The organism is Bradyrhizobium sp. UFLA01-814, assembly GCF_046718885.1.
In the GTDB taxonomy this organism is placed as follows: domain Bacteria; phylum Pseudomonadota; class Alphaproteobacteria; order Rhizobiales; family Xanthobacteraceae; genus Bradyrhizobium; species Bradyrhizobium elkanii.
In genome coordinates this window covers 1-26,439 of record NZ_JAQOSR010000034.1, presented here as the reverse complement: position 1 = coordinate 26,439, position 26,439 = coordinate 1, and the positions used below count along the sequence as shown (strand labels likewise).

The window sequence follows — 26,439 nt, the reverse complement described above, 5'->3', positions numbered from 1 at the left end:
TGAGGAGCGCGAAGCGCGTCTCGAAGGATGCACGGCCCGGCCGGTGGCCGTCGATCCTTCGAGACGCCGCTTCGCGGCTCCTCAGGATGACGGAAAACGGCGGTGATGCCGGGAATGGCTACTTCGCCGGCGGCACCAGATAGACCTTCCACACCGTCGACGGACCGGGATGGCCGTTGAAGAAGCGCATGGTGGTCATCACCAGCGGCTCGGCATCCTTGGCGTGCTCCGCCATCCACGCCTCGCAGGGCTTCAGGAACACCGGATCGGTGGTGTCGCAGACGCCGATGAAGCCGAGGCGCTTGGCTTCGTCGAGCGACGTCAGCCCCGACGACCAGGCTTCGCCCGGCACCAGCGATGCCGGATGATCCGGACTGTAGAACGTCATCGGCTCGCCGATATCGGACCGCGCGACGACCACGGCCCAGCGCGAATGGAATCTGTCCTGCCAGGTCTGGGTCAGCTCGCGCGCGAGCTCGGAGCGCGCGGCATAGGTCGAGCCGCCGATATGGTTGGACGCGATCTCCTGCGTCGCGATGCTGGGCGCGGCGATCAGCGTGACGACCGTGGCCACGAACCAGATCGCGGTGATCGAGAACAGCGCCATGCGCGGAAAGCGGAGCGAGGGGATCGCGACCAGCGCAAGCGGCACCAGGAAGAACAGCGGGATGCCCCAATCGGTCTTGATATAGACGGTGAACGCCAGCGCGCCGAGCGGCGGCCCGATCGCGACGATCAGCTGGATGATCCAGACGTTGAGCGCCTGCGGAAGGTTGACGGCCGGATTGGGTCCGCGCGACCAGATCCGCGCCAGCACGTCCGACGGACGCCACGGCACCGAGCCCAGCAGGAGCGCCACGAGGCCCAGCACGACGGGAATCGCGAGCAGCCCGACATTGTGCACGACATAGCCGATCACGAGCTGCACGTTGAGTGCGCGGCTCGACAGCGCGTAGACGTCACCGGCATAGGTGAACGGCACGAAGTCCACCTCCTCCAGCCACACCAGATGCGGAATCATCGCCACCGCCATCGTGCCGATCGCAACCCATGGCGCCGGCGAGCGCAGGAATTGCGTCCGTTGCGGATGGATCAGCGCGGCCAGCCCGACGGCGCCGATCATCGTCACCACCCAGTACTTGGTCATCAGCGCCAGCATGCCGGCAAAGCCGAGCCAGAGACCCGATTTGAAGCTGCGCTTCTCGAACGCGTTCAGATAGGCCAGCACCAGCAGCGGCAGCGGCACCAGCTGCGCGAGATCGGCGTTGTATTTGAAGCCCTTGAAATTGAAGATCGGGTAGAGCGCGAGCATCACCACCATGAAGAACGCGCGGCGGCGATCGACGACACGCAGCGCGATCAGCCAGCACACCACCAGCGCGAAGCTGACCGTCGTCATCGCGAGCGCATAGGTCGACCAGTTGGTAACGGGAAAAATCCTGAACCAGACCCCGGCGATCCAGCCCGACAGCGGCGGGTGCTTGCCATAGCCGAGCAAGAAGCGCTGGCCCCAGGCATAGGCTTCCGCAACATCCATATGGATGTCCTGCGCGGCCTTGAGCTTGACCAGGATCAGCGTCCACAGCACCGCATGAACCAGTGCGAAGCCGATCACGAACCACAGGCTGGTCCTGGGATCGGTGGCGCGCGAGGCGATCCAGGCGGCGATCCGCCGGATCGTCAGCTTGCGGTTGGTGCGCCGGGCGGCGGGGAGCGTGGAGGCGGTCGACATGGCCTGTGCCTGAGGCATGCCCGGAAAAGTGGAAAGCGGTTTCCCGGAAGGATCATGCCCGAATGGAAGCGGAAACGCAGATGGGTGCTGATCTGCATTTCAGCGCGCTTTAGCGCGTTTTTGTGGCCAGTGAAATCAGCTTGGCGTGAGAACGCCTCCAGCAAGCGGATTCACTTTCCGGGAAGTCCGGCCGGGACTCGAAATGCATGGTATCGTAGTGACGCCGCTTGCCGCCCCAGATGAATCCGTGGCGCGCGAAGATGTCGACGATCTCGCGCGGCATCCGGTTGTTGCAGGGGATGTCTTGCCCTTGCCGGCCCACAGCCGGTCATCCCTAACTTTCAGGTTGAGGTCGATGGCGGCGGCGTAGCCATGCATGCTCATCCGCCCGGTGCCGGCAACGCGAAAGACGATTTTCGGGCCGAAAGACTGGCAGGAACATGCCCGGAAATCGGTTACGGCAACCCTGCCGGAAACGGCGCGGTGATTCGCCGTCACACCCCTGCAAAATACCGCAATTTGGTTGCCCGCGCGGGGGTGCGGATGCTATCCCGCGCCAATGACAACTGCCCCGATTTCGAACATCCGCAACTTCTCCATCGTCGCCCATATCGACCATGGCAAATCGACCCTTGCCGACCGCCTGATCCAGATGACGGGCGGCCTGTCGGATCGTGAAATGGCGGGCAAGGAGCAGGTGCTCGATTCGATGGATATCGAGCGCGAGCGCGGCATCACCATCAAGGCGCAGACCGTCCGGCTGAACTACCGCGCCAAGGACGGCAAGAATTACATCTTCAACCTGATGGATACGCCCGGCCATGTCGACTTCGCCTACGAGGTCTCGCGGTCGCTGGCGGCCTGCGAGGGTTCCCTGCTCGTGGTCGACGCCAGCCAGGGCGTCGAGGCGCAGACGCTCGCCAATGTCTATCAGGCGCTCGACAACAATCACGAGATCGTGCCGGTTCTGAACAAGGTCGACCTGCCGGCCGCCGAGCCCGAGAAGGTCAAGCAGCAGATCGAGGACGTGATCGGCATCGATGCGTCCGACGCCGTGATGATCTCGGCCAAGACCGGCGTCGGCGTGCCCGACGTGCTGGAAGCGATCGTCACCCGTCTGCCGCCGCCGAAGGGCGACCGCGACGCGACCCTGAAGGCGCTGCTGGTCGACAGCTGGTACGACGTCTATCTCGGCGTGGTCGTGCTGATCCGCGTCGTCGACGGCGTGATGAAGAAGGGAAGCCGCATCCGCATGATGGGCACCGGCGCGGCCTACGATATCGAGCGCGTCGGCTTCTTCACGCCGAAGATGGAGCAGGTCGACGAGCTCGGCCCCGGCGAGATCGGCTTCATCACCGCGGCGATCAAGGAAGTCGCCGACACCCGCGTCGGCGACACCATCACCGATGACAGGAAGCCGATCAGCGAGATGCTGCCGGGCTTCAAGCCGGCGATTCCGGTCGTGTTCTGCGGCCTGTTCCCGGTCGACGCCAACGACTTCGAAACGCTCCGCGCGGCGATGGGCAAGCTGCGGCTGAACGACGCCAGCTTCTCCTACGAGATGGAAACCTCCGCCGCGCTCGGCTTCGGCTTCCGCTGCGGCTTCCTCGGCCTGCTGCATCTGGAAATCATCCAGGAGCGGCTGTCGCGCGAATTCGACCTCAATCTGATCGCGACCGCGCCGAGCGTGATCTACAAGATGAAGCTGACCGACGGCACCGAGCTCGAGATCCACAACCCGGTCGACATGCCCGACGTGGTCAAGATCGCCGAGATCGAGGAGCCGTGGATCGAGGCCACGATCCTCACCCCCGACGAGTATCTCGGCAGCGTCTTGAAGCTGTGCCAGGACCGCCGCGGCTCGCAGAAGGAGCTCACTTATGTCGGCTCCCGCGCGATGGTGAAATACGACCTGCCGCTCAACGAGGTGGTGTTCGACTTCTACGATCGCCTGAAGTCGGTCTCCAAGGGCTACGCCTCGTTCGACTATCACCTGACCGACTACAAGCCGGCCGATCTGGTCAAGATGCAGATCCTGGTCAACGCCGAGCCGGTCGACGCGCTGTCGATGCTGGTGCATCGCACCCGCGCCGAAGGCCGCGGCCGCGCCATGGTCGAGAAGATGAAGGAGCTGATCCCGCCGCACATGTTCCAGATCCCGATCCAGGCGGCGATCGGCGGCAAGGTGATCGCGCGCGAAACCGTCCGCGCGCTGCGCAAGGACGTGACCGCGAAGTGCTACGGCGGCGACATCACGCGCAAACGCAAGCTTCTGGAGAAGCAGAAGGAAGGCAAGAAGAAGATGCGGCAGTTCGGCAAGGTCGACATCCCGCAGGAAGCTTTCATCGCCGCACTCAAGGTGGATAGCTGAGGCGACGCCGCCGGCGCGAGTGTTGCGCATTCTTGTCCCAGCAACAAGACGCACCATGATTTGAATCGCCACTGCATCGCGCTCCGACTAGACTGCGATCATGTTGCGCATCCTGTTCCTCCTTGTCGTCATCCTCGCCTTGCTGCAGCCGGACCTGAGCTCGGCCGCCTCCTCGAAGAAGCGGCACGGCAGCACTCGTTGGCACGGCTATGGCTTCCTGCCCGGCTACCGGCAGCCGCCGAACCAAACGATTCCGGTGTTCGGCCCGCGCGGCGCCGCCCGCGGCTACCCGGACTATTCGCCGCAATACTGGTACGGCGGCGATTGGTACTATTTCGGCCGGCCGGGATTCTATCGCGGCCGCTACAATGGCGGCAGTTTTGGTCCATGCTGGACCTGGACGCCGATCGGGCGGGCCTGGCAATGCGGGTAGAGCGTTTTCGAGCGAAGTGGCTCCCGGTTCGCGTGAAGAAAACCGTCAAAGCAAGAATCTAGAGCCCCGTTCCGATTCGATCGGAACGGAAATGGCTCTAGCCGCGCCTCGCTGCGACATCCTGCGCACGCAACTCACAATCCGCTGATCCCGGAATGAGAGGCATGTTGCCCGTCATGTTGCCCCTGGGCCTCGGATAGGCCACCATCCTCCCTGCGCGCACCACAACAAACAACAGCGCCGGGGAAACGCATGAGCAAGGCCGCTCGGTTCGATTATGGCTGGGTCGTCGTCGGCGCGGGCGCGCTGATGACCTGCGTCGGCTTCGGCACCATGCTGTCGCTCGCGGTGTTCCTGCAACCGATCTCGGATGCGATGGGCTGGTCGCGCGCCGGCATCTCGGCGGCGGCGACGCTGGATTTCCTCTGCATGGGTTTTGCGGCGTTCGCCTGGGGCGCGCTGTCCGACCGCTTCGGCACCCGCGTCGTGGTGCTGGCGGGCAGCGTGCTGCTCGGGCTTGGCCTCGTGACGGCGAGCCAGGCGCAGAGCCTGTGGCAATTCCAGCTCTGCTTCGGCGTGCTGATCGGAATCGCCGCCGGCAGCTTCTATGCGCCGATGATGGCGCTCGCCAGCGCCTGGATCGACAAGCATCGCAGCCTCGCGGTCGCGCTGGTGTCGGCCGGCATGGGCGTGTCGCCGCTGACCGTGGCGCCGTCCGCGAGCTGGCTGATCACGGCCTATGACTGGCGCTTCGCGATGCTCGTCATCGGCATCGCCGCATGGGCGCTGCTGATCCCCGCATCGTTCCTGGTGCGCCCGGCGCCGCAGGGAACGGACGTCGCAATCCCGACCGCCGCGAATGTGCCGCAAACCGAATGGACCGCGGCGCAGGCGCTGCGCACGCCGCAATTCATCACGCTGGCACTGGCGCATTTCGCCTGCTGCGCGGCGCATTCGGGACCGATCTTCCACATGGTGTCCTACGCCATGGTGTGCGGCATCGCGCCGCTCACCGCGGTCACGGTCTACAGCCTCGCCGGCTTCTCCGGGCTCGGCGGCCGGCTGCTGCTCGGCGTGCTCGCCGACCGGCTCGGCGCCAAGCCGGTCCTGGTCGGCGGCCTGCTCGTGCAGGCGCTGTCGATCGCGACCTATCTCGCGATCGCGCAGCTCGGCGAATTCTACGCGCTGTCTGTCGTGTTCGGCCTCGCCTATGGCGGCGTGATGCCGCTCTACGCCGTGCTGGTGCGCGAGTTCTTCGGCGCGCGCATCATGGGCACGGTGTTCGGCGCGGTGTCCGCCTTCGCGAGCCTCGGCATGGCGCTCGGGCCGTGGGCCGGCGGTTACGTGTTCGACACGTTCCACGGCTATACGTGGCTGCACGCCGGTTCCTTCGCGATCGGTCTCGCCGCGGTTGCGGTGGCGTTGAGTTTTTCGACCAAGCGCCAGCCGTCGCTCGATCTCGGCCGCGCCGCCGCCTGAGCGCGGACGCATTCGTCACGCTCGCGCGCACCGGCATAACGGATGGATAGCTGATCTGCATCGGCGCCGTCCCGCCTTGCCCTCTTCTGCCGGATGAGCCACCATCGCCTGGCCTGCCCAACAAGAATGACAGAAGGCGCCGAGGACACGCATGAACAAGCCGCAGGGATTCGACCTTGTCGAGCGGGCGCGCGCGCTGGCGCCGCTGATCACAAGCGAAGCCGACGAGATCGAACGGACACGGCGGCTGACGCCATCGGTCACCGCGGCCCTGGTCGAGAACGGGCTCTATCGCGCGCTGCTGCCGAAGCGTCTTGGCGGCGCCGAGGCGACGCTGGACGCCTTCATGCAGATGCAGGAGGAGATCGCCAAGGCCGATGCATCCACGGCGTGGTGCCTCGGCCAGTGCAGCGTCTGCGCCATGACCGCGGCCTATCTCGAGCCCGACGTGGCCCACGAGATCTTCAACACCGCACCCGGCATCCTCGCCTGGGGCGCGATCGCCCATGAGGTCCGTGCCGAGCCCGGCGGCTATCGCGCCAGTGCGCGCTGGGATTTCGCCTCGGGCTCGCGGCAGGCGAGCTGGCTCGGCGCCCATGTCCGAATCGTCGAGGCCGACGGTTCACCGCGCAGGAAGGCCGACGGTTCGCCGGAGATCCGGACCATCCTGTTCCCGATGTCGTCAGCGACAATGTATGACGTCTGGGACGTGATCGGCCTGAAGGGCACCGGCACCGATTCCTATTCGGTCGACAACCTCTTCATTCCGGAAAAATTCGCCGCGCTGCGCGACGATCCCGCCGCGTGCCGCGAGCCGGGGCCGCTCTACAAGCTCTCCACCAACATGGTGTTCAGCATGGGCTTTGCCGCCACCTCGCTCGGCGTCGCCCGCGCCATGCTGGATGCGGCGAGCGAGCTTGCCCGCGGCAAGACCCCGCAGGGCCTCAAGGCGATGCGCGACAACAACGCCGTGCAGGGCCAGATCGGCCGCACCGAAGCGAGCCTGCGCGCCGCGCGCGCCTATCTGTACGCGACGGCCCACGACGTCTGGAGCGATCTCGTCCGCGGCGATCCCATCACCGAGGCGCACCGCGTCGCGATCCGCATCGCCTCGACCTGGACCATCCACCAGTCCGCCTCGGTGGTCGACATCGCCTATCACATGGCGGGGGCGACGGCGGTGTTCGCCAAGAATCCGTTCGAGCGACGGTTTCGCGACATGCACGCGATCGCGCAGCAGATCCAGGCGCGCGACACCCAGTATGAGGACGCCGGCAAGGCGATCCTGGCGGGCAATCTCGGCGCTCCGCCGACGGCGCGCTGAAGCGCGATCAAGTCAGATACGGCATCCCGGTTTTGGGCCAGAAGCAGAACAGCCTTGCGCGGCGTGACACGTTTCAAAAAGGTGACCAGCCTGAATGGATCACCCAATCACCAACGCAGTCTGTAGGATGGGTGGAGCGCAGCGATACCCATCATCCCTCCGCGCGGATAAAGGTTGATGGGTATCGCTTCGCTCCACCCATCCTACGACGCTAAAGCTCTTGATGCGGCTGTGTGTCTCAGCGCTCCCAGACCTTCGAGGTTTTTCGTCCTCGCAAGAGCTGACGTACGCCGAGCAAAATGCCGGTCAAGGCCAAGCAAAGCGCCAAGACCAACGAAAAACCCATGAACATAATGACGATGCTTGCACCCCTTCCAACGGCGAAGTACAGCGCTGCGGATGCCACCGTGAAACCAAGCGTGATTGCGAGCTGAAAAAGCCAGTACCGCATCCATCTCATTTTCCGACATTAACACGAATAGCCGCGTCGCCTATCAATGGCTCTCGGTTTTCCGCGCTCTTGTTTGGCGGGTTACTGTTTAAGCCTTTTCGTCCGGGGAGATTAGCGTCGGCCCACAAGCGGCAAGGTCGGCTTCGAGCCCAACCTGATCTCGATTGAGCTGCATGGTACGAAAGTAGCACCGGCGGCAATGGTCGCGGCACGAATACCGGCGGCGCAACATCCGGTTGTTAAGCTTTTTCTGGGAGTTTGCGGACGGCGCTAATGCCTGGAGTTCCGCTGGTCCCATGTTCACGCTTCGATCGATTGCCGCCCGCCTGATTCTGGCGATTTCGCTGACCGTCGCAGTCGCCTGCGCCATCCTCGGCGGCTTCTCCATCAGCCAGCAGCGGGCGCTGACGCGGCTCGCGCTCGATCAGCAACTCAAGCTGCAATATGACAGCGTGATCGCAGCGATCGACTATGAAGGCCGCGCCGCGCTCGCGGTCTCGGCGGTCATCGCTGCCCTGCCGCCGGTCGAAGATGCCATCGCCAAGGGCGACCGCGACGGCCTCGGAAAGCTGCTCGGCGCCTCCTGGGCGTCGATGAAGGCGCAGGGCATCCCGCTGATCTCGTTCTGGCAGCCCCCGGCGACCAGCTTCTACCGGGTCCACGCGCCGAAGACCTTCGGCGACGACGCCTCGACGCGGCGGACCACGGTGGTGGAATCGAACAGGACCGGCAAGCCGATCGTCGGCGTCGAGCCCGGCCGCGAAGCGCTTTCGATCTTCGGCATGACCCCGATCATGCACGAGGGCAAGACGCTGGCCAATGTCGACGTCGGCGCCGCCTTCGGCAAGGAATTCGTCGACCGCGCCAAGAGGCGCTTCGGCATCGACCTCGCCGTGCATTCCTACGACGGCCAGAGCTTCAAGCGGCTGTCCTCGACCTTCGGCGATACCGTGGTCGCGACCCCCGACGAGCTCAAGCGGGTCATGAACGGTGCGGCGCTGCTGCGCGACGCTGTTCTCGACGGCCATGCGGTGGAGCTCTATCTCGGCCAGATCAAGAACTATGCCGGCGAGCCGGTCGCCGTGCTCGAGATCGTCAAGGACACCAGCGACTATGAAGCCGCCGCGGCGAGCGCGCAGCGCAATCTGATCCTCGGCACAGTGGCGATCCTGGCCGCAGCCGTGCTGCTCGCGTTCCTGCTCGGCCGCGGCCTATCACGGCCGCTCACCGCGATCACCGCTGTCATGAACCGCCTGTCCAGCGGCGACACCAGCGTCACGATACCCGGCAGCGAGCGCCGCGACGAGCTCGGCACGATGGCGAAGGCGGTCGACGTGTTCCGCCGCAGCATGGTCGAAACCTCCTCGCTGCGCGAGGCGCAGGAGGCCGACAAGGTGAAGGCGGAGGCCGACAAGCAGGCATTGCAGCGGCAGATGGCCGATCGTTTCGAAGCCGACGTCAAGGGCATGGTCGCCGCCGTCGCACGGTCCTCGGGCGACATGCAGCGCGTCGCCAACGAGATCACGGCCAGCGTCAACGGTGCCTCCGAACGGACCTCGGCGGCAGCCGCCGCGTCCGAGGAAGCATCCACCAGCGTCAACGCGGTCGCGGCCGCGACCGAGGAGCTGGCGTCCTCGATCACCGAGATCGGCCGCCAGGTCACCCATTCCAGCCGCGTCGCCGACAGCGCCGTGACCAAGGCCATGGAGACCACCGAGATGGTGACGAGCCTCGCCGCATCGGCGGAGAAGATCGGCGACGTGCTGCGCCTGATCAGTGCGATCGCGAGCCAGACCAACCTGCTGGCCCTCAACGCAACCATCGAGGCCGCGCGCGCCGGCGAGGCCGGTCGCGGCTTTGCCGTGGTCGCCGCCGAGGTGAAGGACCTGGCGAGCCAGACCGCGAAGGCGACCGAGGAGATCGCCGGCCAGGTCGGCGCGATCCAGTCCGCCACCGGCAACTGCGTCAGCGCGATCGGCGACATCAGCGGCACCATCCGCGAGATCTCGGGTATCGCCACCGCGATCGCGGCCGCCGTCGAGCAGCAGGACTCGGCGACGCGCGAGATTGCCCGCAGCGTGCAGCAGGCGTCCACCGGGACCGTCGAGGTCTCCGCCAATATCGCGGGCGCGAGCGAGGCCGCCGGCCAGTCGCGGGCCCTCACCGGCAATGTGCTGGATACGTCCGGCCAGCTCGGCGATCACGCCGCCGCGCTGTCGCACAGCGTCGACACCTTCCTCGCCGGACTGCGCAACGCGGCGTAATCTTACTGTGTCATAGGCACAATACCCGTCATCCGTCACCCCCGCGCAAAGGCTTCGCCTTTGTCGCTGGAGGTGGCCGCTTCTTCAGCGGCCCTCGAAGGGTCGACGGCCACCAGCGGGGCCGATCCATCCTTCGAGACGCCGCTACGCGGCTCCTCAGGATGACGGGACAGAAAGCATACGCCTCGGAGCTATGACGCGGCAGGACTAGGCCGCGATCATGGCCACGGCAACATGGGCGGCGGAACGGATCGATCCGTCTTGTCCGGCCCTGCCCCAGCCCGCCCCCAATCGCGCATGAACGGCATCTTCAGCAGTCCGCGCAGCGACTGCTTCTCGGGATCATCGAAGCCGTCGAGGCCGTAACGCAGCTCCGCGAAGCGCGGACCGCGATTATAGGTGCCGCCGAGCCGGTCCCAGATCGAGAGCAGGTTCGAATAATTGCTGTCGGTCTCCGGCTGATGACGCGAATGATGCATCTTGTGCATGTTGGGCGTTACGAAGACGAGCCGCAGCCAGCGGTCGAGCCGCTCGGGCAGGCGGATGTTGGCGTGCTCGAACTGGGCGTTCAGCGCCGACAACGTCAGATAGGTGACCAGCACCCAGGCCGGCGTTCCGAACACGACCACGCCGGCGATGTGCCAGCCGATCCGCCACAGCGTCTCGCCGGGATGCTCGCGGAACGCCGTCGTGACGTCGACGAAGCGATCGGCATGGTGCATGCGGTGGAAGCGCCACATCCAGCCGAGCTTGTGCATCGAGACGTGGGCGAAATAGGCGAACAGGTCGAGCCCGATGATGCCGAGCAGGAGCTGGTTCAGGGGTGACAGGCCGAGCCAGTGCGACAGGCCGAATTTCGCATCCAGCGTCCATTGCGCGGCCAGCGGCGACAGCGGGCTGAGCAGCAGGTTCACGCCGACAAAGATCACGGTGATGGCGGCGTTACGGCCAATATTGCGCAGCCGGTCACCGCGCGCATAGCTGAACAGCGGAAACGCAGCCTCGAACAGCAGCACGATCACGAAGGACGCGAGCAGGAACGCGATCCGCGCGCCGGTCGACGGCAGCTCGACTTGGGCGATCTCGCCTGCGCCCGGATGCCACAGAAGCTTTGCAAAGCCGATCATGCCGATAGCCTCCCTCTTTACAAAACGAATATTTGTTCTTTATAATGACGGCGAATGATCGTCAAGCCCGCCGCATCGGCCGGCCGCGACCTGACAAGGAGCCGACAATGCCGAAGGTGAAACCCGAAACGCTCGCGATCCGCCGCGAGGAGATCCTGCAGGCCGCCGAGATCTGCTTTGCCCGCCAGGGATTTCACCAGACCACGATCCAGGACGTGATCAAGCAATCCGGGCTCAGCGCCGGCTGCATCTACGGGCATTTCACCGGCAAGGAGGAGCTGATCCAGGCGATCGGCGAAAGCCGCCATGGCCGCGACAGCGCGCTGCTGGCGCTCAAGGATCCATCGGACGATGTGTTGCAGAGCCTGCGGTCGATCGCCCGCGGCTTTCTCGGCGACCTGCAGAAGGAAGAAGGCCTGCGCGCCCGCCGCGTCGCGCTGCAGCTCTGGGCGGAGGCGCTGCGCGACGACGTCGTCCGCGACCAGGTGGTGAGCGGTATCCGTCAGCCGATCGCCCTGATCGTGGACCTGCTGCGACGCGGCCAGAAGAGCGGCGCGATCGATCCTCACGTACAGCCGCGCGGTGCGGCGCGGGCGATGGTCGCGATGTTCCAGGGTATCGTGCTGCAACGGCTGTGGGGCGAGACCGTCTCGACCGCGGAGGCGATGCACGCCTTCGACATCTTCCTCGCCGGCCTTGCCGCCAGGCGCTGACGGGGGATGCGGTGATCGTCCACGACCTCCTCGCCGGCATCGCCACGGGCCTCGCCGGCGGTCTGACCGCCGGGCTGCTCGGCGTCAGCCCCGGCGGCGGACTGGTCGTGTTCTCGGTGCTGCTGCTCGGCGCCGGGCAGCATGTCGCGCAGGGCATCTCGCTGGTCGCGCAAGTGCCGCCGACCAGCCTCACCGGGATCAGGCGCTATTGGCAAAGCGGCAACCGCACGCCATTGCGCTGGATCGCGCTGCTGACAGTCGGCTTCGTCGCCGGCGGCGCGGCCGGCGCGCTCGCCGCCAACCATGTCGCCGAGCCCGCACTGCGCTGGACCTATGTGGCCTATCTCGTCGTGCTCGACGCGATGCTGATCCTGCGCGGCGGACGCGACGAGGCGAAGCATGACGGCAAAGGCACAGCGCGCGACATATCCTGGCCGGCGCTGCTCATTGTCGGGCTGCTCGCCGGCCTGTCGTCGGGCTTTCTCGGCATCGGCGGCGGACTGGCGACCGTGGTCGGACTGAGCGCCGTGCTCGGCATGCCGCAGCATCAGGCGCAGATGGCAAGCCTCGTGATGTCGCTGATCCCGACCACGATCCCCTCGGCCTGGATCTATTGGAGCGAGGGCTCGCTCGCATCATGGCCGGTGCTCGCGGGCGTGATCGCCGGCCTGCTGGCCGGCACCGATCTCGGCGCCCGCGCCGCCAACCGCATCGACCGCGCGCGGTTGCGTCGCGCGATGATCGTCTTCGTCACGCTGATGGCGGTCTATATGACCTTCAAAGCGCTGTGGTAGATAGACGTGGATACGTCCTCCTCGCGGAGCCCACCATGCGCAAGCCGGCAACATCGACCAGCAAGGCGGCATCACGTTCGCACGCGAAACCGGCAGCTGCGCTGTTCGACGCCTACCCTGCCTCGGTCAAGGCCAAGCTGCTGGCGCTGCGGCGCCTGATCTTCGAGACCGCGAAGGCGACCAAAGGCGTCGGCGCGCTGGAAGAAACGTTGAAATGGGGCCAGCCGAGCTACCTCACGCCGGAGACCGGCAGCGGCAGCACGGTCCGGATCGATCAGCTGAAGCCGGCCGCCGACCGGGTCGCGATCTACTTCCACTGCCAGACCAATCTGGTCGAGACCTTTCGCGAGCTCTATCCCGAGCTCAGCTACAGCGGCAACCGCGCGATCCTGCTCGATGTCGCGGGCAAGCTGCCGGAGCCCGCGCTGCGCCACTGCGTGGCGCTGGCGCTGACTTATCATCTGAACAAGAAAGCCTCGTAGGCTCCACTACGCCACCAGCGCCGCGGCGACGCGCTGCGCCTTCAAGAGTCTGATGACCTCGGCGTTCGGCCGGGCGCGGCTGAACAAGAAGCCCTGGCCCTCGTGGCAGCCTTCGGCGCGCAGGCAGCTCAACTCCGCCTCGGTCTCGACGCCCTCGGCGGTGATGGTGACGCCGAGCCCGATGCCGAGACTGACGATCGAACGCACGATCGCCTGCGCGTCCGGGTTCGCGCCGAGGTCGCGCACGAAGGACTGGTCGATCTTGATCTTGTCGAACGGAAAGCTGCGCAGATAGCTGAGACTCGAATAGCCGGTGCCGAAATCGTCCATCGACATCCGCACCCCGAGCGCCCGCAGCGCATGCAGCGTCGCCAAAACCTGGCTGCTCTTCTCGAGCAGCAGCGTCTCGGTGATCTCGAGCTCGAGCCGCCGCGCCGGCAGGCCGGATTGCCGCAGCGCGTCGGTGACCAGCGCCAGCAGATTGCCGGTACGGAATTGCAGCGGCGACAGATTGACCGCGACGCGCACGTCGTCAGGCCATTGCGCCGCGTCCATGCAGGCGCGATGCAGCATCAGCGCGCCCAGCGGATTGATCAACCCGGTCTCCTCGGCCACCGGGATGAACTCGCCCGGCGAGATCATGCCGCGCTCCGGATGCGGCCAGCGCACCAGCGCCTCGAAGCCGGTGATGCGCCCGGTCGCAAGATCGACCAGCGGCTGGTAATAGGGCCGCAGGCCTTCGTTCTGTATCGCATCGCGCAGGTCGATCTCGATCTTGCGGCGGCTTTGGGCGCGCGCGTCCATCTCCGCCTCGAAGAAGGAGAAGGTGCCGCGGAATTCGCTCTTGGCGCGCGACAAGGCCATGTCGGCGCTCTTCAGGAGCTTTTCGGAATCCTCGCCGTCGCCGGGCGACATCGCGATCCCGATGCTGGCGCCGATCACCACCGAATGCCCCTCGAGCAGATAGGGCTCGCCGATCGCGTCCAAGATCCGCCGCGCCAGCAGCACCGCGTCCTCGGGCCGCATCACGCCGCCCTGCACGATGGTGAACTCATCGGAGTTGAGACGGGCCAGCGCGTCTTCCTCGCGCAGCGTCGAGCGCAGGCGCTTTGCGACCGCGCGCAGCAGCTTGTCTCCGATGCCGTGACCGAGCGTCTCGTTGACCGCCTTGAAATTGTCGAGACCCAGCATCAGCACCGCGACCTTGTCGGTTGAGCGGCGGGTGTGCTGCAGCATCTCGTCCATTTGCTGGCGCAGCAGATTGCGGTTGGGCAGGCCGGTCAGGCTGTCGTGCTGGGCCATGAAGGCGAGCCGCGCCTCGGCGCGCTTGCGTTCCGTGATGTCCATCAGCGCGAGCAGCATCGCCGGCTGGTCGCCATGCATCAGCTGGCGCGAATAGATCGCAAGGTCGATCAGCGTGCCGTCGGCGCGCACATGCTTCCAGGTCCGCGCCGCCTGCTCGTCGCTGCTGCGACCCGCCGCCCAGGGCAGCTCGGCATCGAACGCCTGCAGGCTCCTGATCGTCATCCGCTCGAATTCGGCGCGGACGTAGCCGTAATGCGCGATCGCGGCGTCGTTGACCGCGAGGATCCGCTCGCCGTCGAGCGCGCACAGGATCATCGGCACCGGATTGCCGTCGAACAGCAGGCGGAACGACGCCTCGCGCTGCTTCAGTTCGGTGATGTCGACGCGCAGGCCGACGATGCCGCCATCCGAGGTCAGCCGCTCCTCGATCAGCACCACACGGCCGTCGGCCAGCACCTGCTCGTGCCGCTCGCCCGGCTGGTACATCTTCCTGAGCCGCTCGGCGATCCACGCCTCCTCGCGGCCGGCAGCCTCGGGATAGTCGCCGCGCGCGACGCCGACGCGGATGGTGTCTTCCAGGCGCGCACCGTGCTCGAACAGATCGGAGCTGCGCTTGTAGATTTCCGAGTATTTCTTGTTCCAGAGCGTGTAGCGGCCTTCGGGGTCGAGGAACACGATGCCCTGCGGCAGGATGTCGATCGCCTCACGCAGCCGCGCGTTGGATTTGCGCGCCTCGGCGATCGCGGCCTCGGCCTGCGCGCGCTGGCGCACCAGTTCGCCGATCTCGACCGCGGGGCGGCGCGATCTGCCCGACACTTTCGGCATCGGTGTGGGCCGACGGCCCCGAGGACGGGACAGTTTGGCCTGGTTCGGTTTCTTGGTGTTTTTCTTCGGCCGCATCATCGGTATCGCACGCCCCACGCGCATTCCAGTTCGGCGATATATCTGCGATAAGTCTCTGAAAAATTGGTATCTCTTGGCGAGTAGCTGCGCTGCCTGAGAAGCCTTGCATGCCTGCTTTGCAGGCGAATTCACGCCGGGCGTGAGTTTGCTTGCGGCGCGCCAGCGGCGCACGGCACAGAATCGCAGCATGGAAGCGCCTGCGCTTGGTGAAGGAAGCGTAAACCGGCGCGCGATTGCACAATGAATGCGCCGAAGACGCTTCAAGCGCACCAATGTTTGTCAGCGTGCGGCAGGGTTATCGTGCGGTTAAGCCGCGGTGCGCTTCAGCCTTCGCATTTTTGCCGAATCGTACCTTAGTTGGTGATCTCGATCCGCGTGCCGCCGCGGCCATTGCGCTCGACCAATCCATAGAGCATTGCGGCGTGCGAGGGATGCAGGCGCACGCAGCCATGCGAGGCCGGCCCGCCAAGGCGCGTGAGTTCGTATGTTCCATGAATGGCAAACCCGCCATGGAAGAAGATCGAATGCGGCATCGGCGAGTTATAGTACTTCTTCGAGTACCAGCGGCGCGCCAGCATCTGCGGGCGGAACACTCCACTCGGCGTGCCATAGCCGCGGCGGCCGGTCGACACCGGCCAGTTGTAGCGTCTCGCGCCGTCGACGCTGACCGCCATGCGCTGCGATGATTTATCGATGTGAACGACGACGTCGGCCCGCGCCGGGGAGAGCGCCAATATCGACGCAGCTATCGCGGCGGCAAATGCCGGCCGTACGCACGATACGCTTGTCACAATAACGCCTACCCTGAAATTATTGCGGACATGATGTCGCCCACAACGTGCGCTTGTAAAGTGGCGTGGCTCACATCGGAGCCTGGAAGCCGCGGGTAATCTTAATCCACCCCGTGGGCGATCAAGCGAATGGGATGAAAGCGCGGTCCGCCTGCTCCGAATCCATGCTAGCCTTGCGCCGACAGAGTGATCCGAATGACACCCCGCCTGCGTCTGTTCCCACTCCTGATCTTAGCCCTCGTCGCCTGCACCATCTCCGCGCGGGCGCAGGACAGGGGCTCGCTCAATCCGCAGCCGCTGCCGCCGCTCGCCAACCCTGACGATCCAAAGATCGGGGCGAAGCAGCTGTTCGCGCGCAAGGTTTTGCCGGCGGCGCTGCCGACCCGGTCGATTGGCGGCTACACCAAGGGTTGTCTCGCCGGCGCCGCGCAGATGCCGCTCAACGGTGACACCTGGCAGGTGATGCGGTTGTCGCGCAACCGCTACTGGGGTCACCCCAACATGGTCGCGCTGCTGAAGCGGCTGGCGGCCAACGCGCACAAGGACGCCGGCTGGCCGGGTATCCTGGTCGGCGATATCGGCCAGCCGCGCGGCGGCCCCGCGCTCTCCGGTCACGCCAGCCACCAGATCGGACTCGACGCCGATATCTGGCTGACGCCGATGCCCGATCGCAAATTGTCGCGCGAGGACCGCGAGGAGATGTCGGCGGTGATGATGGTGCGCGACGACCGGCTCGACATCGATCCACGCGTCTTCACGCCGGGCCATGTGCTGGTCATCCGCGACGCGGCGCGGGAGCCGGCGGTGCAGCGCATCTTCGTCAATCCCGCGATCAAGAAGGCGCTGTGCCGCGAGGCCAAGGGCGATCGCGGCTGGCTGTCGAAGATCCGGCCGTGGTGGGGCCACGACTACCACTTCCACATTCGCATGCGATGTCCGCCCGGCAGCCCTGGCTGCGAGGGACAGAAGCCGCAAGCGGAGGGCGAAGGCTGCAAGGCGTCCGATCTCGCCTTCTGGTTCAAGGATTCGGTGCTGCACCCGAAGCCGCCGCCGAAGCCGCCGAAACCCCGCCCGCCGATGACGCTGGCGCAGATGCCGGCCGACTGCAGGACGGTGCTGAACGCCCCCGACGCCAAACAGCAGCTGCCAGGGCAATAACATCTTCGTCAGGCGGCTATGCCGGCCGGCTCGAACTGCGATATGATCTCGTGCCGTCGCGCCGTAAGCGCGTTCGGGCGATGGATCGGGGCCGCTGATCTATTCATCCGTCATCATGAATGGACCAGACATGCGCAAATCGCTCCTCGCCGCATCGCTGCTGCTCGTCTCGGCTCCCGCTTTCGCGGCGGAGGAGCCGAGCGGCTGCGACAAGTTCAAATGGTCGATCGAGCGCGCACGCGCCGCGCTGACCGCGCCCGATCGTGCCAAGGTCGTATCGGGAAGCGAGCAGACCGCGCTGCCGGCGACCGCGATCACGCTGGCGCTGGTGGCCCCCGGCGACGCCAAATTGCCGAGCCCGCCGGAGCGCGCGCCGAAGGAAGGCACCTTCGCCGGCTTCACCAGCTTCAAGGCCGCGCCGAAGGCCGGGATCTATACCGTCAGCCTGTCGGCCGGGGCCTGGGTCGACCTGGTGCAGGACGGGCATTTCCTGAAGCCGAAGGCGTTCAGCGGCGCGACCGATTGCGACGGTATCCGCAAGACCGTGAAATATGACCTCGCCGCCAGCCCCTTCGTGCTGCAGGTCAGCGGCTCAAAAGAGAACTCGCTGTCGGTCGCGATCCAGCCGTCGGATGAATAGGACGATCCGTTAGTCAAAGGGTCGCCTTTACCGCAAGCCTCAGTCTGCTATGTTTGCAGTGCGATATTCCTGAGGACCGTAAGTCCGTCGGGGACCAGCGGAACAGCGCTTCCGTCCGTCGCAGGCCAGACCTCACCCAACGCCTGATTTGCGCGCCCGTTCGCGCGTGAACTCGCACGGAGCGCTTTCCATGTCACGACTTTCAATTTCAAGGCTTGCCGGACTTTTCACCGCCTTCGTCATCCTGCTCGGCGCGCTGCATTCGCCCGCGAGCGCGGAGGACAAGACGCTCACCGTCTTTGCCGCCGCCTCGATGAAGAACGCGCTCGACGACATCGATGCAGCCTATACCGCCAAGACCGGCGTCAAGATCACCGCCAGCTATGCCGCGAGTTCGGCACTGGCAAAACAGATCGAGCAGGGCGCGCCGGCCGACGTGTTCGTCTCCGCCGATACCGACTGGATGGACTATGCGATCAAGCAGAAGAACATCAATGAGCAGACGCGGGTGAACCTGCTCGGCAACTCGATCGTGCTGATCGCGCCGAAGGATTCCAAGATCGACAACGTCAACATCGGACCCGGCTTCGATCTCGCCAAGCTCGCCGGCGACGGCAGGATCGCAACCGGCGACGTCAAGGCGGTGCCGGTCGGCAAATACGCCAAGGCCGCGCTGGAGAAGCTCGGCGCCTGGCAGGCGGCCGAGCCAAAATTCGCGATGGCCGAGAGCGTCCGCGCCGCATTGACGCTGGTGGCCCGCGGCGAAGCCGTGCTCGGCATCGTCTACTCGACCGACGCCAAGGTCGAGCCGGGCGTCAAGATCGTGGGCACCTTCCCGGCCGACACCCATCCGGCCATCATCTATCCGGTCGCGGCGACCACGACCGCGAAGGGCGAGACCGCCGAGTATCTCGCCTTCCTGCGCTCCTCGACGGCGAAGACGATCCTCGAGAAGTACGGCTTCAAGTTCCTGATCAGCCCGACGACGTAAGCCCAGCGCCGCCGATTTGACGTTCCTCCAGTGATGGCCGCACGCACCGTGAGGAACGTCAAATCGACCAGCGGCACTGGCCTATTGACTCTTACTAGTGTCTGTTCCCGAAGTTCGTAACTGAGGAGCCGCACTTGCATACGAACTTCGGGAACAGACGCTAGTGTTCGAGATCTCGCCGGCCGAATGGACGGCGATCCTGCTGTCGCTGCGGGTCGCCGTCATCGCAACACTGGTGGCGACTCCGTTCGGGGTAGCGCTCGCCTGGCTGTTGGCGCGGCGCGATTTCTGGGGCAAGTCGCTGCTCGATGCCGCCGTGCATCTGCCGCTGGTGCTGCCGCCCGTCGTCACGGGCTATCTGCTGCTGCTGACCTTCGGCAAGCGCGGCCTGGTCGGCGGCTGGCTGGCCGACCATCTCGGCATCGTGTTCGCGTTCCGCTGGACCGGCGCTGCGCTCGCCTGCGGCGTGATGTCGTTTCCGCTTCTGGTGCGGCCGATCCGTCTCTCGATCGAGGCAGTCGACCGCCGCCTCGAGCAGGCGGCCGAGACACTCGGCGCCGCGCCCTGGCGGGTGTTCGCAACGGTGACGCTGCCGCTGGCGCTGCCCGGCGTGCTGGCCGGCATGGTGCTCGGTTTTGCCAAGGCGATCGGCGAGTTCGGCGCGACCATCACCTTCGTCTCCAACATTCCCGGCGAGACCCAGACCATTTCGTCGGCGATCTATTCGCTGATCCAGACGCCGGATGGCGACACCGCCGCCGCGCGGCTCGTGATCATCTCGATCGTGCTCGCGGTCGGCGCACTGGTCGCGGCTGAAGTGTTCGCGCGTCGCGCCACCGCGCGCCTGCATGGGCAATAGAGCATGATCCGGAAAAGTGTGAAGCGGTTTTCCGAAGAGATCATGCTCGAACAAGGAGCTAAAGCGCGATGACGGTTCAACTCAATCTCATCGCGCTTTAGCCATGCTGCGCGTCGACATCAAAAAGCAGCTCGGCGAGTTCTCGCTCGCGGCCTCGTTCACCAGCGAGGGCCGCGTCACCGGCCTGTTCGGCGCGTCCGGCTCCGGCAAGACCTCGCTGATCAACACCATCGCGGGGCTGTTGCGTCCTGACCGCGGCACTATCGTGATCGACGGCGAGACCGTCGACGATACCGCGACCGGCATCCACGTCCCGACCTGGCGCCGCCGCATCGGTTACGTGTTCCAGGACGCTCGGCTGTTTCCGCATCTCGACGTCGGGCAGAACCTCGACTACGGCCGCCGCATGAACGGCCTCACCGAGGATCCCGCGCAACACCGGCGCGTCGTCGACCTGCTCGACATCGGCGCCCTGCTCGACCGCCGTCCCGGAAAGCTCTCCGGCGGCGAGCGCCAGCGCGTCGCGCTCGGCCGGGCACTGCTGTCCAAGCCGCGGCTGCTGCTGCTTGACGAGCCGCTGGGCGCGCTCGACGAAAGCCGCAAGCTCGAGATCCTGCCCTACCTGGTCCGGCTGCGCGACGAAGCCGGCGTCCCGATGGTCTATGTCAGCCACGACGCCGCCGAGCTGCGCCAGCTCGCCACCCAGATCGTGATGCTGCGCGGCGGCCAGGTGACCGCGTTCGGCGGTGTCAAGGTGCTGACGGCTGGCGGGTAGCTGGCCGTTTTTCCGAAAGTCGGCATAAGATAGCCTATCTTGTCTGCTAGGCCCGCGTCGGGACGTCCGATCGGGCATGGGGAAGGGTGAATTTGTGCGACTGACTGGCTGGGTGTTGCTGCTGATCGGCGGGCTGCTGTGCGCCACGATTTCGTGGGCCGCGCTCGGCTTCCTGCTGATGGGCGTCGGCCTGATCGCGCTGCAGGTCGCCGAGCGGCGCCGGCGTCCGGCCGATGCTGCCGTGCCGGCCGGCGTCTCGGGATTTACCCCGCCTCACCTCAGCGACGGGCTGCAGCCGCCGACCCTCGACCCGGTCGCAGGCCAGGATACCGGGCAGCGTCAGCCGCGCCGGGTGGCCTGGCCCGACAAGAACAACGACGCGCCCTACGATCGCGAGGCGTGGCGGCGGCTGGTCGAGAGCGATCCCGACCTCGCCCAAATCGCCAATGTGCTCGCCGATTACGGCCCGCAATATGTCGACGAGCTGGCGGCGAGCTATCTGGCCGCCCCCGACAAGGGCCGCCTGGGGGCGATCGTCGACCGCATCATCGCGCGTGCCCGCGACGGTCAGCCGATCCCGACGCCGCCCGCACCAGTCGAAGCATCTCGGCCACCGCCGTTGCCGCCTCGGCCAGAGCCGAAGAAGCCGGTGGCCGCCCCTGCCACCAAGCCGGCGACTTCGCCGAGCAATTCCGCCGATGCGCTGGAAGCGTCCCTGCTCGCCACGGTCGAGGAGGCTTCCGCCAGGATCGCCGCCGAACGTGCGGGTCTCTTCAAGCCTGCCAAGGAGATTAACAAGGAGCTCAACAAGGAGCCCGGCGAGGCAACCGACAGCCGGCCGCAGGCGGCGGGCCAGCGGCAACCGCTATTCGGTCGCGCCCCCCGGGACGCCAAACCCGCCGAGCCGCCGCCGATGCCAGCCTCGCCGCCGCCAATGCCAGCGGCACCGCCGCCGATGCCGGCCGAGACGCCCGCCGATCTCGAAGCATCGCTGATCGCCGCCGTCAGCGAGGCCGCCGTCCGGCGGGCGGACGCCAAGGACACCCCCAAGCCGGCGCTGGAGCCCGCGCCGTCGCCGGCGAAACGCGAGCCCGAGATTGGTAGCGTCGCGCCTGCCCCTCCGCCGGCACCACCTGGGAAGACACCTGCCGATCATCTCGACGAGACGCTGCTCGCGGCGCTGGCCGAGATTTCCGGTCAGAAGATCAAGGGCGAGCCCAAGCCGGACTCAGCGTCCAAGGGCCCATCCGGTCCGCCGGACGACGGGCTGTCCGACATGATCAAGAAGTTCGCCCCGGATTCGAACTTCCTGCGCAAGACGTAACGGCGCGGCTCAGACCCCCGCCACCGACGCCCAGATATCGGCGAGCTTGCGCTTGACGATCTGCATCCGCGTTTGCGGCGCGACCTTTTCCTCTTCCTCCGGCAACCGCAGGCCGACCACGTTGACGCGGCCGCCGCTGATGCTGCGCGCCACCAGCACGATCTCGTCGAGCGCCAGTTCGGCCCCTTCCTTCGGCGCGCGGTCGAGATTGACGTCGAAATAGTCGGCGAGCGTCAGCTTGGCCTGGTGCTCGTCGACCTTGACGCCGTAGATCTCGGCGAGCTCGCCGAGCGTATGCTCCGCCGACACCATGAAGTCGCCGAGCAGATGCGGATCGGGCGCGCTCGACGGCGCCATGTCGACGAAGAAGCGATCGAGCGCCTCGGCGCGCTTCGGCGGCGCCAGCAGGTAGATGTAGTCGCCGGGCGCGACCGGATCGGCCTCGGTCGGCGTCAGGATCCGCTCGTCGCGGATCACCAGCGTCGGCTTCGACCAGGAGGGGATCAGCCCGCGGCGGAAGTACAGGCTCTTCGGCCGCACCGGATAACCGACCAGCTGCTGCTCGAGCTGGCCCGGCAGATCGAGCTCGACACGGCGCGGGCCGCGTTCGGCGCGCGGCAGCGCGACATGCAGCCGCCGCGCCGCCGGCGCCAGCGTCCAGCCCTGTAGCAGCAGCGAGATGATGACGACGACGAAGGCGACGTCGAAATAGAGATAGGCCTTCGACAGTCCGACCAGCATCGGGATCGAGGCGAGGAAGATCGCGACCGCGCCGCGCAGCCCGGTCCAGGCGATGAAGACCTTCTCGCGCCAGTTGAACTTGAACGGTGCGAGGCAGATCAGCACCGCCAGCGGCCGCGCCACCAGCATCAGCGCGAACGCCACCAGCACGGCGCCGCCGGCGCTGGAGAGCAGGCGATGCGGCGAGACCAAGAGGCCGAGCAGCACGAACATCACGATCTGCGCCAGCCAGGTCGCGGCGTCGAGGAACGTCACCACCGAATTATGCGCGCGGGTCGGCCGGTTGCCGATGATGATACCGGCGAGATAGACCGCGAGGAATCCCGAGGCATGCACGATCTGCGAGCCGCCGAAGATCACCAATGCCGCGGTGGTGACGAACGGCGCATGCAGGCCCTGCGGCAGCGCCACATAGTTCAGCGCGATCACCACCAGCCGGCCGCCGATCACCCCGATGATGGCGCCGAACACGGCCTCCTGGATGAACTCCAGCGCGATGTGCGAGGCCGAGCTCTGGCCGATCGAGATGAACTCGACCAGCATCAAAGTGAGGAAGATCGCGAACGGATCGTTGGTGCCGGATTCCGCCTCCAGCGTCGCGCCGACGCGCGGCCGCAGGCGCAGGCCCTGGGTGTGCACCAGCAGGAACACGGCAGCCGCGTCGGTCGAGGCCACGACGGCGCCGACCAGCAATGACTCGGTCCAGTTGAGGTCGAGCACAAAGCGGGCGACCGGCGCCGTGATCAGCGCGGTCAACAGCACGCCGGCGGTCGCCAGCACCATCGAGGGCACCAGCACGGTGCGGATGCTGGCAAACCGCGTCTTCAATCCGCCGTCGAACAGGATCAGCGCCAGCGCCACCGAGCCGACCAGATAGGTGGTGCGGACGTCGTCGAACTGCAGCCGGCCTGGACCGGAATCGCCCGCCAGCATGCCGACCAGCAAGAACACCAGCAGCAAGGGGGCGCCGAACCGCAAGGCCAGCAGGCTCGACAGGATGCCGGCCATCACCAGCACCGCACCGAGCAGGATCGCTATACTGACGGAGTCGAGGGATGCCATGCGCCTTCGGAGGTCTCAAGGACTTGGGAGGTCTCAAATACTTGCAATTGCATCCTTATCGTCGCCACACTGGGACGCCAACCGATTTCTGACATGAGCGGCAATGTGCCCGGTCTCATCAGCCCTAGGTCGCCTCCACACTGTGTTGTATCGATGGTCGCGTGAGCGCCTTTGTGGGATTCTCGCTGGGCATTCGAATCACATTTGGCTGACCCGCACTGCAAGTTGAGAATTTGCCGATGGACATGAGCCTGAAGGACGTCCTGGAATCGATCCAAATGGCGGCGCGCTCGGTTGGCGCCGAGGTCGCCTCGCCCTGGTTCTATCTGCAGTTCGGCATCATCCTCGCCGCCGCGGGCCTCGCCTACGCCGCCGATACCGCCATTCATGCGCGGGTCGACACGGCGTCGCTGGCGATGCGCTGGCCGCTGCCGCTCCGGCACTTCGCCCGCGTGATGGTGAAGAGCGCCTCCACCGCCGTGTTCGCGGTCCTGATGATCATCTCGCGCATCGTGATGTGGCACGCGACCTGGCCGAGCCGCAGCTATCTGATCGCGGTCTCCGCCAAGCTGGCGCTGGCCTGGCTGGTGATCCGCCTCGTCACCTCGGTGATCGACAACGCCTTCATCGTCAAGCTGGTCTCGATCGCAGCCTGGGTGGTTGCCGCCCTCAGCATCATCGGCCAGCTCGACTGGGCCGCCGAGACTCTGGATTCGTTCGCCGTCGTGGTGGGCGGTCTGCGGCTGACGCCGCTGCTGCTGATCAAGGCCGGCGCGCTGCTGATCGTGGCGCTGTGGCTGAGCAATATCGCCAGCAATTTCATCGACGGCCAGATCACCCGCTCGACCGACCTGACCCCGTCGATCCAGGTGTTGTTGGTCAAGATCATTCGCATCGGCCTGATGGTGGTCGCGGTCGCCATTGCCTTGAGCGCGGTCGGGATCAATCTGTCGGCGCTGGCGGTGCTGTCCGGCGCCGTCGGCGTCGGCATCGGTTTCGGCCTGCAGAAGATCGTCGCCAACTTCATCTCGGGTATCATCCTGCTGGTCGACAAGTCGGTGAAGCCGGGCGACCTCGTCACCATCGGCGACAGCCAGGGCCGCATCAGCGCGATGAAAACCCGCTACATCTCGGTCGCCGCCGGCGACGGCCGCGAGTTCCTGATCCCGAACGAGGACCTGGTGACGCAGAAGGTCACCAACTGGACCTACACCGACAAGAATACGCTGGTGAAGATCGCTTTCGCCGTCAACTACGACGCCGATCCAAGGCTGGTCTGCAAGCTCGCGATCGATACCGCCGCAGCCCACGCCCGCGCGCTCAAAGGCAAGCCGCCGAATTGCATCCTCACCGAATTCGCCGAGCTCGGCATGAAGTTCTCGCTGACCTTCTGGATTGCCGACCCTGACGGCATGGACAATGTGAAGAGCGACGTCATGCTGGCGCTGTGGGACGCCTTCAAGCAGCAGGGCATCCGGGTGCCCTACCCGGTGCGGGAACTCCGCATCCGCGGCGGCGCGCTGCCGGTCGAGAGCGTGGTCGAGGTCTCCAACTGACCCTCGAGCACAATCTTTTTGCAGGACCGGTGACCGCTGTTCCGGATTGTGCCCGGAAATCAAGCCGTTTGGACATGTCCCCATGCCCAAGCTTGGCTTGCGCCGGGCGCGCCGATCATTAAATTAGGGCCTGAAATCAGCCCCTTGCCCGCAGAAACAGCCCGCCCATGAGCTATATCGACGCCACCGACACCTCGCTTCGCAAGACCGGCCAGATCAAGCTGCACGGACCGAGCGGCTTTGCCGGCATGCGCAAGGCGGGCGCCCTGGTGTCGAAATGCCTCGACGCGCTCACCGACATCGTCAAGCCGGGCATCCCGACTTCGGTCATCGACGAGTTCGTCCGCAAGTTCGCCTTCGATCACGGCGCCTATCCGGCGACGCTGATGTATCGCGGCTATCGCTACTCGACCTGCACCTCGATCAATCATGTGGTCTGCCACGGCATGCCGGGCGACCGGCCGCTGAAGGAAGGCGACATCGTCAATGTCGACGTCACCTTCATCGTCGACGGCTGGTACGGCGACTCCAGCCGCATGTATGCGATCGGCGCCATCGCGCGGAAGGCCGAGCGGCTGATCGAGGTGACCTATGAGGCGATGATGCGCGGCATCGCCGCGGTCAAGCCCGGCGCCACCACCGGCGATATCGGCCATGCCATCCAGAGCTATGTCGAGCCGCAGGGCATGAGCGTGGTGCGCGACTTCTGCGGCCACGGCCTCGGCCGCCTGTTCCACGACGAGCCGAACATCATCCATATCGGCCGCCCCGGCGAAGGCGCGCCGCTGAAGCCCGGCATGTTCTTCACCATCGAGCCGATGATCAATCTCGGCAAGCCGCATGTGAAGATCCTGTCCGACGGCTGGACCGCGGTGACCCGCGACCGCTCGCTGTCGGCGCAATTCGAGCACTCGGTCGGCGTCACCGCCGACGGCGTCGAGATCTTCACGCTGTCCGAACGCCATGGCGAGAAGCCCTGGGTTCAGGTGTAGTCCTTGTTACCTCTCCCGCTTGCGGGGTCGAGACGAGCGAAGCTCGCTCGTAGGTCGGATCGCATCGATAGATGCGATCCGGGTGGGGGCTTTCCCCCTAAGAAGAATCTCGCTTGTGGCGACACCCCCACCCCTGTCTCTTATACACATCTGACGCTGCCGACGCCCATGG

22 protein-coding genes are annotated in these 26,439 nt (G+C 65.9%); 16 read left to right on the top strand and 6 right to left on the bottom strand.

Annotated features, from left to right (window positions below; genetic code table 11):
• Nucleotides 1-118: 118 nt before the first annotated feature.
• Together PMN64_RS13050 and PMN64_RS13045 are read right to left on the bottom strand one after the other, a co-directional pair.
• Nucleotides 119-1,732: a glycosyltransferase family 39 protein gene (locus tag PMN64_RS13050; protein WP_411780984.1), complete on the bottom strand. Its 1,614-nt coding sequence runs from the start codon at nucleotides 1,730-1,732 to the stop codon at nucleotides 119-121.
• 109 nt (nucleotides 1,733-1,841) lie between these two features.
• Nucleotides 1,842-2,015 (bottom strand): M15 family metallopeptidase, encoded by a 174-nt coding sequence (locus tag PMN64_RS13045; protein WP_411780983.1) that lies wholly within the window; start codon nucleotides 2,013-2,015, stop codon nucleotides 1,842-1,844.
• A gap of 276 nt (nucleotides 2,016-2,291) precedes the next feature.
• On the opposite strand from PMN64_RS13045, the gene lepA reads away from it, so the two are divergent.
• From lepA to PMN64_RS13020, 5 genes are all read left to right on the top strand, one after another.
• Nucleotides 2,292-4,103, top strand: coding sequence for a translation elongation factor 4 (lepA, locus tag PMN64_RS13040; RefSeq protein ID WP_411780982.1), 1,812 nt, complete (start codon nucleotides 2,292-2,294; stop codon nucleotides 4,101-4,103).
• A gap of 100 nt (nucleotides 4,104-4,203) precedes the next feature.
• Entirely contained in the window at nucleotides 4,204-4,536 is a 333-nt protein-coding gene (locus PMN64_RS13035; RefSeq protein WP_411780981.1) for a hypothetical protein, read from the top strand.
• A gap of 252 nt (nucleotides 4,537-4,788) precedes the next feature.
• Complete coding sequence (locus tag PMN64_RS13030; RefSeq protein ID WP_411780980.1) at nucleotides 4,789-6,015, top strand: MFS transporter; 1,227 nt, start codon at nucleotides 4,789-4,791, stop codon at nucleotides 6,013-6,015.
• Between the two features lie 151 nt (nucleotides 6,016-6,166).
• Nucleotides 6,167-7,339: an acyl-CoA dehydrogenase family protein gene (locus PMN64_RS13025; protein ID WP_411780979.1), complete on the top strand. Its 1,173-nt coding sequence runs from the start codon at nucleotides 6,167-6,169 to the stop codon at nucleotides 7,337-7,339.
• Nucleotides 7,340-8,086: 747 nt separating this feature from the next.
• The gene (locus PMN64_RS13020) at nucleotides 8,087-10,054 is read left to right on the top strand and encodes a cache domain-containing protein (RefSeq protein WP_411780978.1); all 1,968 of its coding nucleotides are present in this window, start codon (nucleotides 8,087-8,089) and stop codon (nucleotides 10,052-10,054) included.
• 218 nt (nucleotides 10,055-10,272) lie between these two features.
• Here the strand turns inward: PMN64_RS13020 and PMN64_RS13015 are convergent, their stop codons facing one another.
• Complete coding sequence (locus PMN64_RS13015) at nucleotides 10,273-11,181, bottom strand: sterol desaturase family protein (protein ID WP_411780977.1); 909 nt, start codon at nucleotides 11,179-11,181, stop codon at nucleotides 10,273-10,275.
• Nucleotides 11,182-11,288: 107 nt separating this feature from the next.
• Here PMN64_RS13015 and PMN64_RS13010 point away from each other — a divergent pair, with 107 nt between their 5' ends.
• From PMN64_RS13010 to PMN64_RS13000, 3 genes are read left to right on the top strand one after another with little or no spacing between them, the layout of a single operon-like run.
• A complete protein-coding gene (locus PMN64_RS13010; RefSeq protein ID WP_304498388.1) occupies nucleotides 11,289-11,894 on the top strand; it encodes a TetR/AcrR family transcriptional regulator in 606 nt (201 codons plus the stop codon).
• A gap of 11 nt (nucleotides 11,895-11,905) precedes the next feature.
• Complete coding sequence (locus PMN64_RS13005) at nucleotides 11,906-12,688, top strand: sulfite exporter TauE/SafE family protein (protein WP_411780976.1); 783 nt, start codon at nucleotides 11,906-11,908, stop codon at nucleotides 12,686-12,688.
• 35 nt (nucleotides 12,689-12,723) lie between these two features.
• Nucleotides 12,724-13,170, top strand: coding sequence for a DUF1801 domain-containing protein (locus PMN64_RS13000; protein WP_411780975.1), 447 nt, complete (start codon nucleotides 12,724-12,726; stop codon nucleotides 13,168-13,170).
• 6 nt (nucleotides 13,171-13,176) lie between these two features.
• Here the strand turns inward: PMN64_RS13000 and PMN64_RS12995 are convergent, their stop codons facing one another.
• Both PMN64_RS12995 and PMN64_RS12990 read right to left on the bottom strand, forming a co-directional pair.
• Entirely contained in the window at nucleotides 13,177-15,375 is a 2,199-nt protein-coding gene (locus PMN64_RS12995; protein WP_411780974.1) for a putative bifunctional diguanylate cyclase/phosphodiesterase, read from the bottom strand.
• Between the two features lie 356 nt (nucleotides 15,376-15,731).
• Nucleotides 15,732-16,112 (bottom strand): L,D-transpeptidase, encoded by a 381-nt coding sequence (locus PMN64_RS12990; protein ID WP_016843321.1) that lies wholly within the window; start codon nucleotides 16,110-16,112, stop codon nucleotides 15,732-15,734.
• A gap of 252 nt (nucleotides 16,113-16,364) precedes the next feature.
• Here PMN64_RS12990 and mepA point away from each other — a divergent pair, with 252 nt between their 5' ends.
• The 6 genes from mepA to PMN64_RS12960 all read left to right on the top strand — a co-directional run bounded on the left by mepA (nucleotide 16,365) and on the right by PMN64_RS12960 (nucleotide 21,916).
• Entirely contained in the window at nucleotides 16,365-17,327 is a 963-nt protein-coding gene (mepA, locus tag PMN64_RS12985) for a penicillin-insensitive murein endopeptidase (protein ID WP_411780973.1), read from the top strand.
• Nucleotides 17,328-17,457: 130 nt separating this feature from the next.
• Nucleotides 17,458-17,967 carry a hypothetical protein gene (locus tag PMN64_RS12980; RefSeq protein ID WP_411780972.1) on the top strand — a complete coding sequence of 170 codons (510 nt, stop codon included), beginning with the start codon at nucleotides 17,458-17,460 and terminating at the stop codon, nucleotides 17,965-17,967.
• A 205-nt stretch (nucleotides 17,968-18,172) separates the two neighbouring features.
• Entirely contained in the window at nucleotides 18,173-18,958 is a 786-nt protein-coding gene (gene modA, locus PMN64_RS12975) for a molybdate ABC transporter substrate-binding protein (RefSeq protein WP_411780999.1), read from the top strand.
• A 163-nt stretch (nucleotides 18,959-19,121) separates the two neighbouring features.
• A complete protein-coding gene (gene modB / locus PMN64_RS12970; protein ID WP_168858344.1) occupies nucleotides 19,122-19,817 on the top strand; it encodes a molybdate ABC transporter permease subunit in 696 nt (231 codons plus the stop codon).
• Between the two features lie 103 nt (nucleotides 19,818-19,920).
• On the top strand, nucleotides 19,921-20,592 hold the full coding sequence (modC, locus tag PMN64_RS12965; RefSeq protein WP_411780971.1) for a molybdenum ABC transporter ATP-binding protein: 672 nt from the start codon (nucleotides 19,921-19,923) through the stop codon (nucleotides 20,590-20,592).
• A gap of 94 nt (nucleotides 20,593-20,686) precedes the next feature.
• Nucleotides 20,687-21,916: a hypothetical protein gene (locus PMN64_RS12960; protein ID WP_411780970.1), complete on the top strand. Its 1,230-nt coding sequence runs from the start codon at nucleotides 20,687-20,689 to the stop codon at nucleotides 21,914-21,916.
• Nucleotides 21,917-21,925: 9 nt separating this feature from the next.
• On the opposite strand, the gene PMN64_RS12955 is transcribed toward PMN64_RS12960, so the two are convergent.
• Nucleotides 21,926-23,719 carry a potassium/proton antiporter gene (locus PMN64_RS12955; protein WP_028340443.1) on the bottom strand — a complete coding sequence of 598 codons (1,794 nt, stop codon included), beginning with the start codon at nucleotides 23,717-23,719 and terminating at the stop codon, nucleotides 21,926-21,928.
• A gap of 239 nt (nucleotides 23,720-23,958) precedes the next feature.
• On the opposite strand from PMN64_RS12955, the gene PMN64_RS12950 reads away from it, so the two are divergent.
• Nucleotides 23,959-25,275: a mechanosensitive ion channel family protein gene (locus PMN64_RS12950; protein WP_411780969.1), complete on the top strand. Its 1,317-nt coding sequence runs from the start codon at nucleotides 23,959-23,961 to the stop codon at nucleotides 25,273-25,275.
• Nucleotides 25,276-25,442: 167 nt separating this feature from the next.
• Nucleotides 25,443-26,267, top strand: a complete 825-nt coding sequence (map, locus tag PMN64_RS12945; protein ID WP_016844429.1) for a type I methionyl aminopeptidase — start codon at nucleotides 25,443-25,445, stop codon at nucleotides 26,265-26,267.
• The last annotated feature ends 172 nt before the right edge of the window (nucleotides 26,268-26,439 follow it).

Excerpts from the sequence above, each read along its gene's own strand:
- PMN64_RS12980 (WP_411780972.1), top strand. The coding sequence starts at position 17,458 with ATGCGCAAATCGCTCCTCGCCGCATCGCTGCTGCTCGTCTCGGCTCCC.
- mepA (WP_411780973.1), top strand. The coding sequence starts at position 16,365 with ATGACACCCCGCCTGCGTCTGTTCCCACTCCTGATCTTAGCCCTCGTC.
- PMN64_RS12995 (WP_411780974.1), bottom strand. The coding sequence starts at position 15,375 with ATGCGGCCGAAGAAAAACACCAAGAAACCGAACCAGGCCAAACTGTCC.
- lepA (WP_411780982.1), top strand. The coding sequence starts at position 2,292 with ATGACAACTGCCCCGATTTCGAACATCCGCAACTTCTCCATCGTCGCC.
- modC (WP_411780971.1), top strand. The coding sequence starts at position 19,921 with ATGCTGCGCGTCGACATCAAAAAGCAGCTCGGCGAGTTCTCGCTCGCG.
- PMN64_RS13000 (WP_411780975.1), top strand. The coding sequence starts at position 12,724 with ATGCGCAAGCCGGCAACATCGACCAGCAAGGCGGCATCACGTTCGCAC.
- PMN64_RS13020 (WP_411780978.1), top strand. The coding sequence starts at position 8,087 with ATGTTCACGCTTCGATCGATTGCCGCCCGCCTGATTCTGGCGATTTCG.
- PMN64_RS13010 (WP_304498388.1), top strand. The coding sequence starts at position 11,289 with ATGCCGAAGGTGAAACCCGAAACGCTCGCGATCCGCCGCGAGGAGATC.
- PMN64_RS13030 (WP_411780980.1), top strand. The coding sequence starts at position 4,789 with ATGAGCAAGGCCGCTCGGTTCGATTATGGCTGGGTCGTCGTCGGCGCG.
- PMN64_RS13050 (WP_411780984.1), bottom strand. The coding sequence starts at position 1,732 with ATGTCGACCGCCTCCACGCTCCCCGCCGCCCGGCGCACCAACCGCAAG.
- PMN64_RS13035 (WP_411780981.1), top strand. The coding sequence starts at position 4,204 with ATGTTGCGCATCCTGTTCCTCCTTGTCGTCATCCTCGCCTTGCTGCAG.
- PMN64_RS13045 (WP_411780983.1), bottom strand. The coding sequence starts at position 2,015 with ATGCCGCGCGAGATCGTCGACATCTTCGCGCGCCACGGATTCATCTGG.
- PMN64_RS13025 (WP_411780979.1), top strand. The coding sequence starts at position 6,167 with ATGAACAAGCCGCAGGGATTCGACCTTGTCGAGCGGGCGCGCGCGCTG.
- PMN64_RS12955 (WP_028340443.1), bottom strand. The coding sequence starts at position 23,719 with ATGGCATCCCTCGACTCCGTCAGTATAGCGATCCTGCTCGGTGCGGTG.
- map (WP_016844429.1), top strand. The coding sequence starts at position 25,443 with ATGAGCTATATCGACGCCACCGACACCTCGCTTCGCAAGACCGGCCAG.
- PMN64_RS12950 (WP_411780969.1), top strand. The coding sequence starts at position 23,959 with ATGGACATGAGCCTGAAGGACGTCCTGGAATCGATCCAAATGGCGGCG.
- PMN64_RS13015 (WP_411780977.1), bottom strand. The coding sequence starts at position 11,181 with ATGATCGGCTTTGCAAAGCTTCTGTGGCATCCGGGCGCAGGCGAGATC.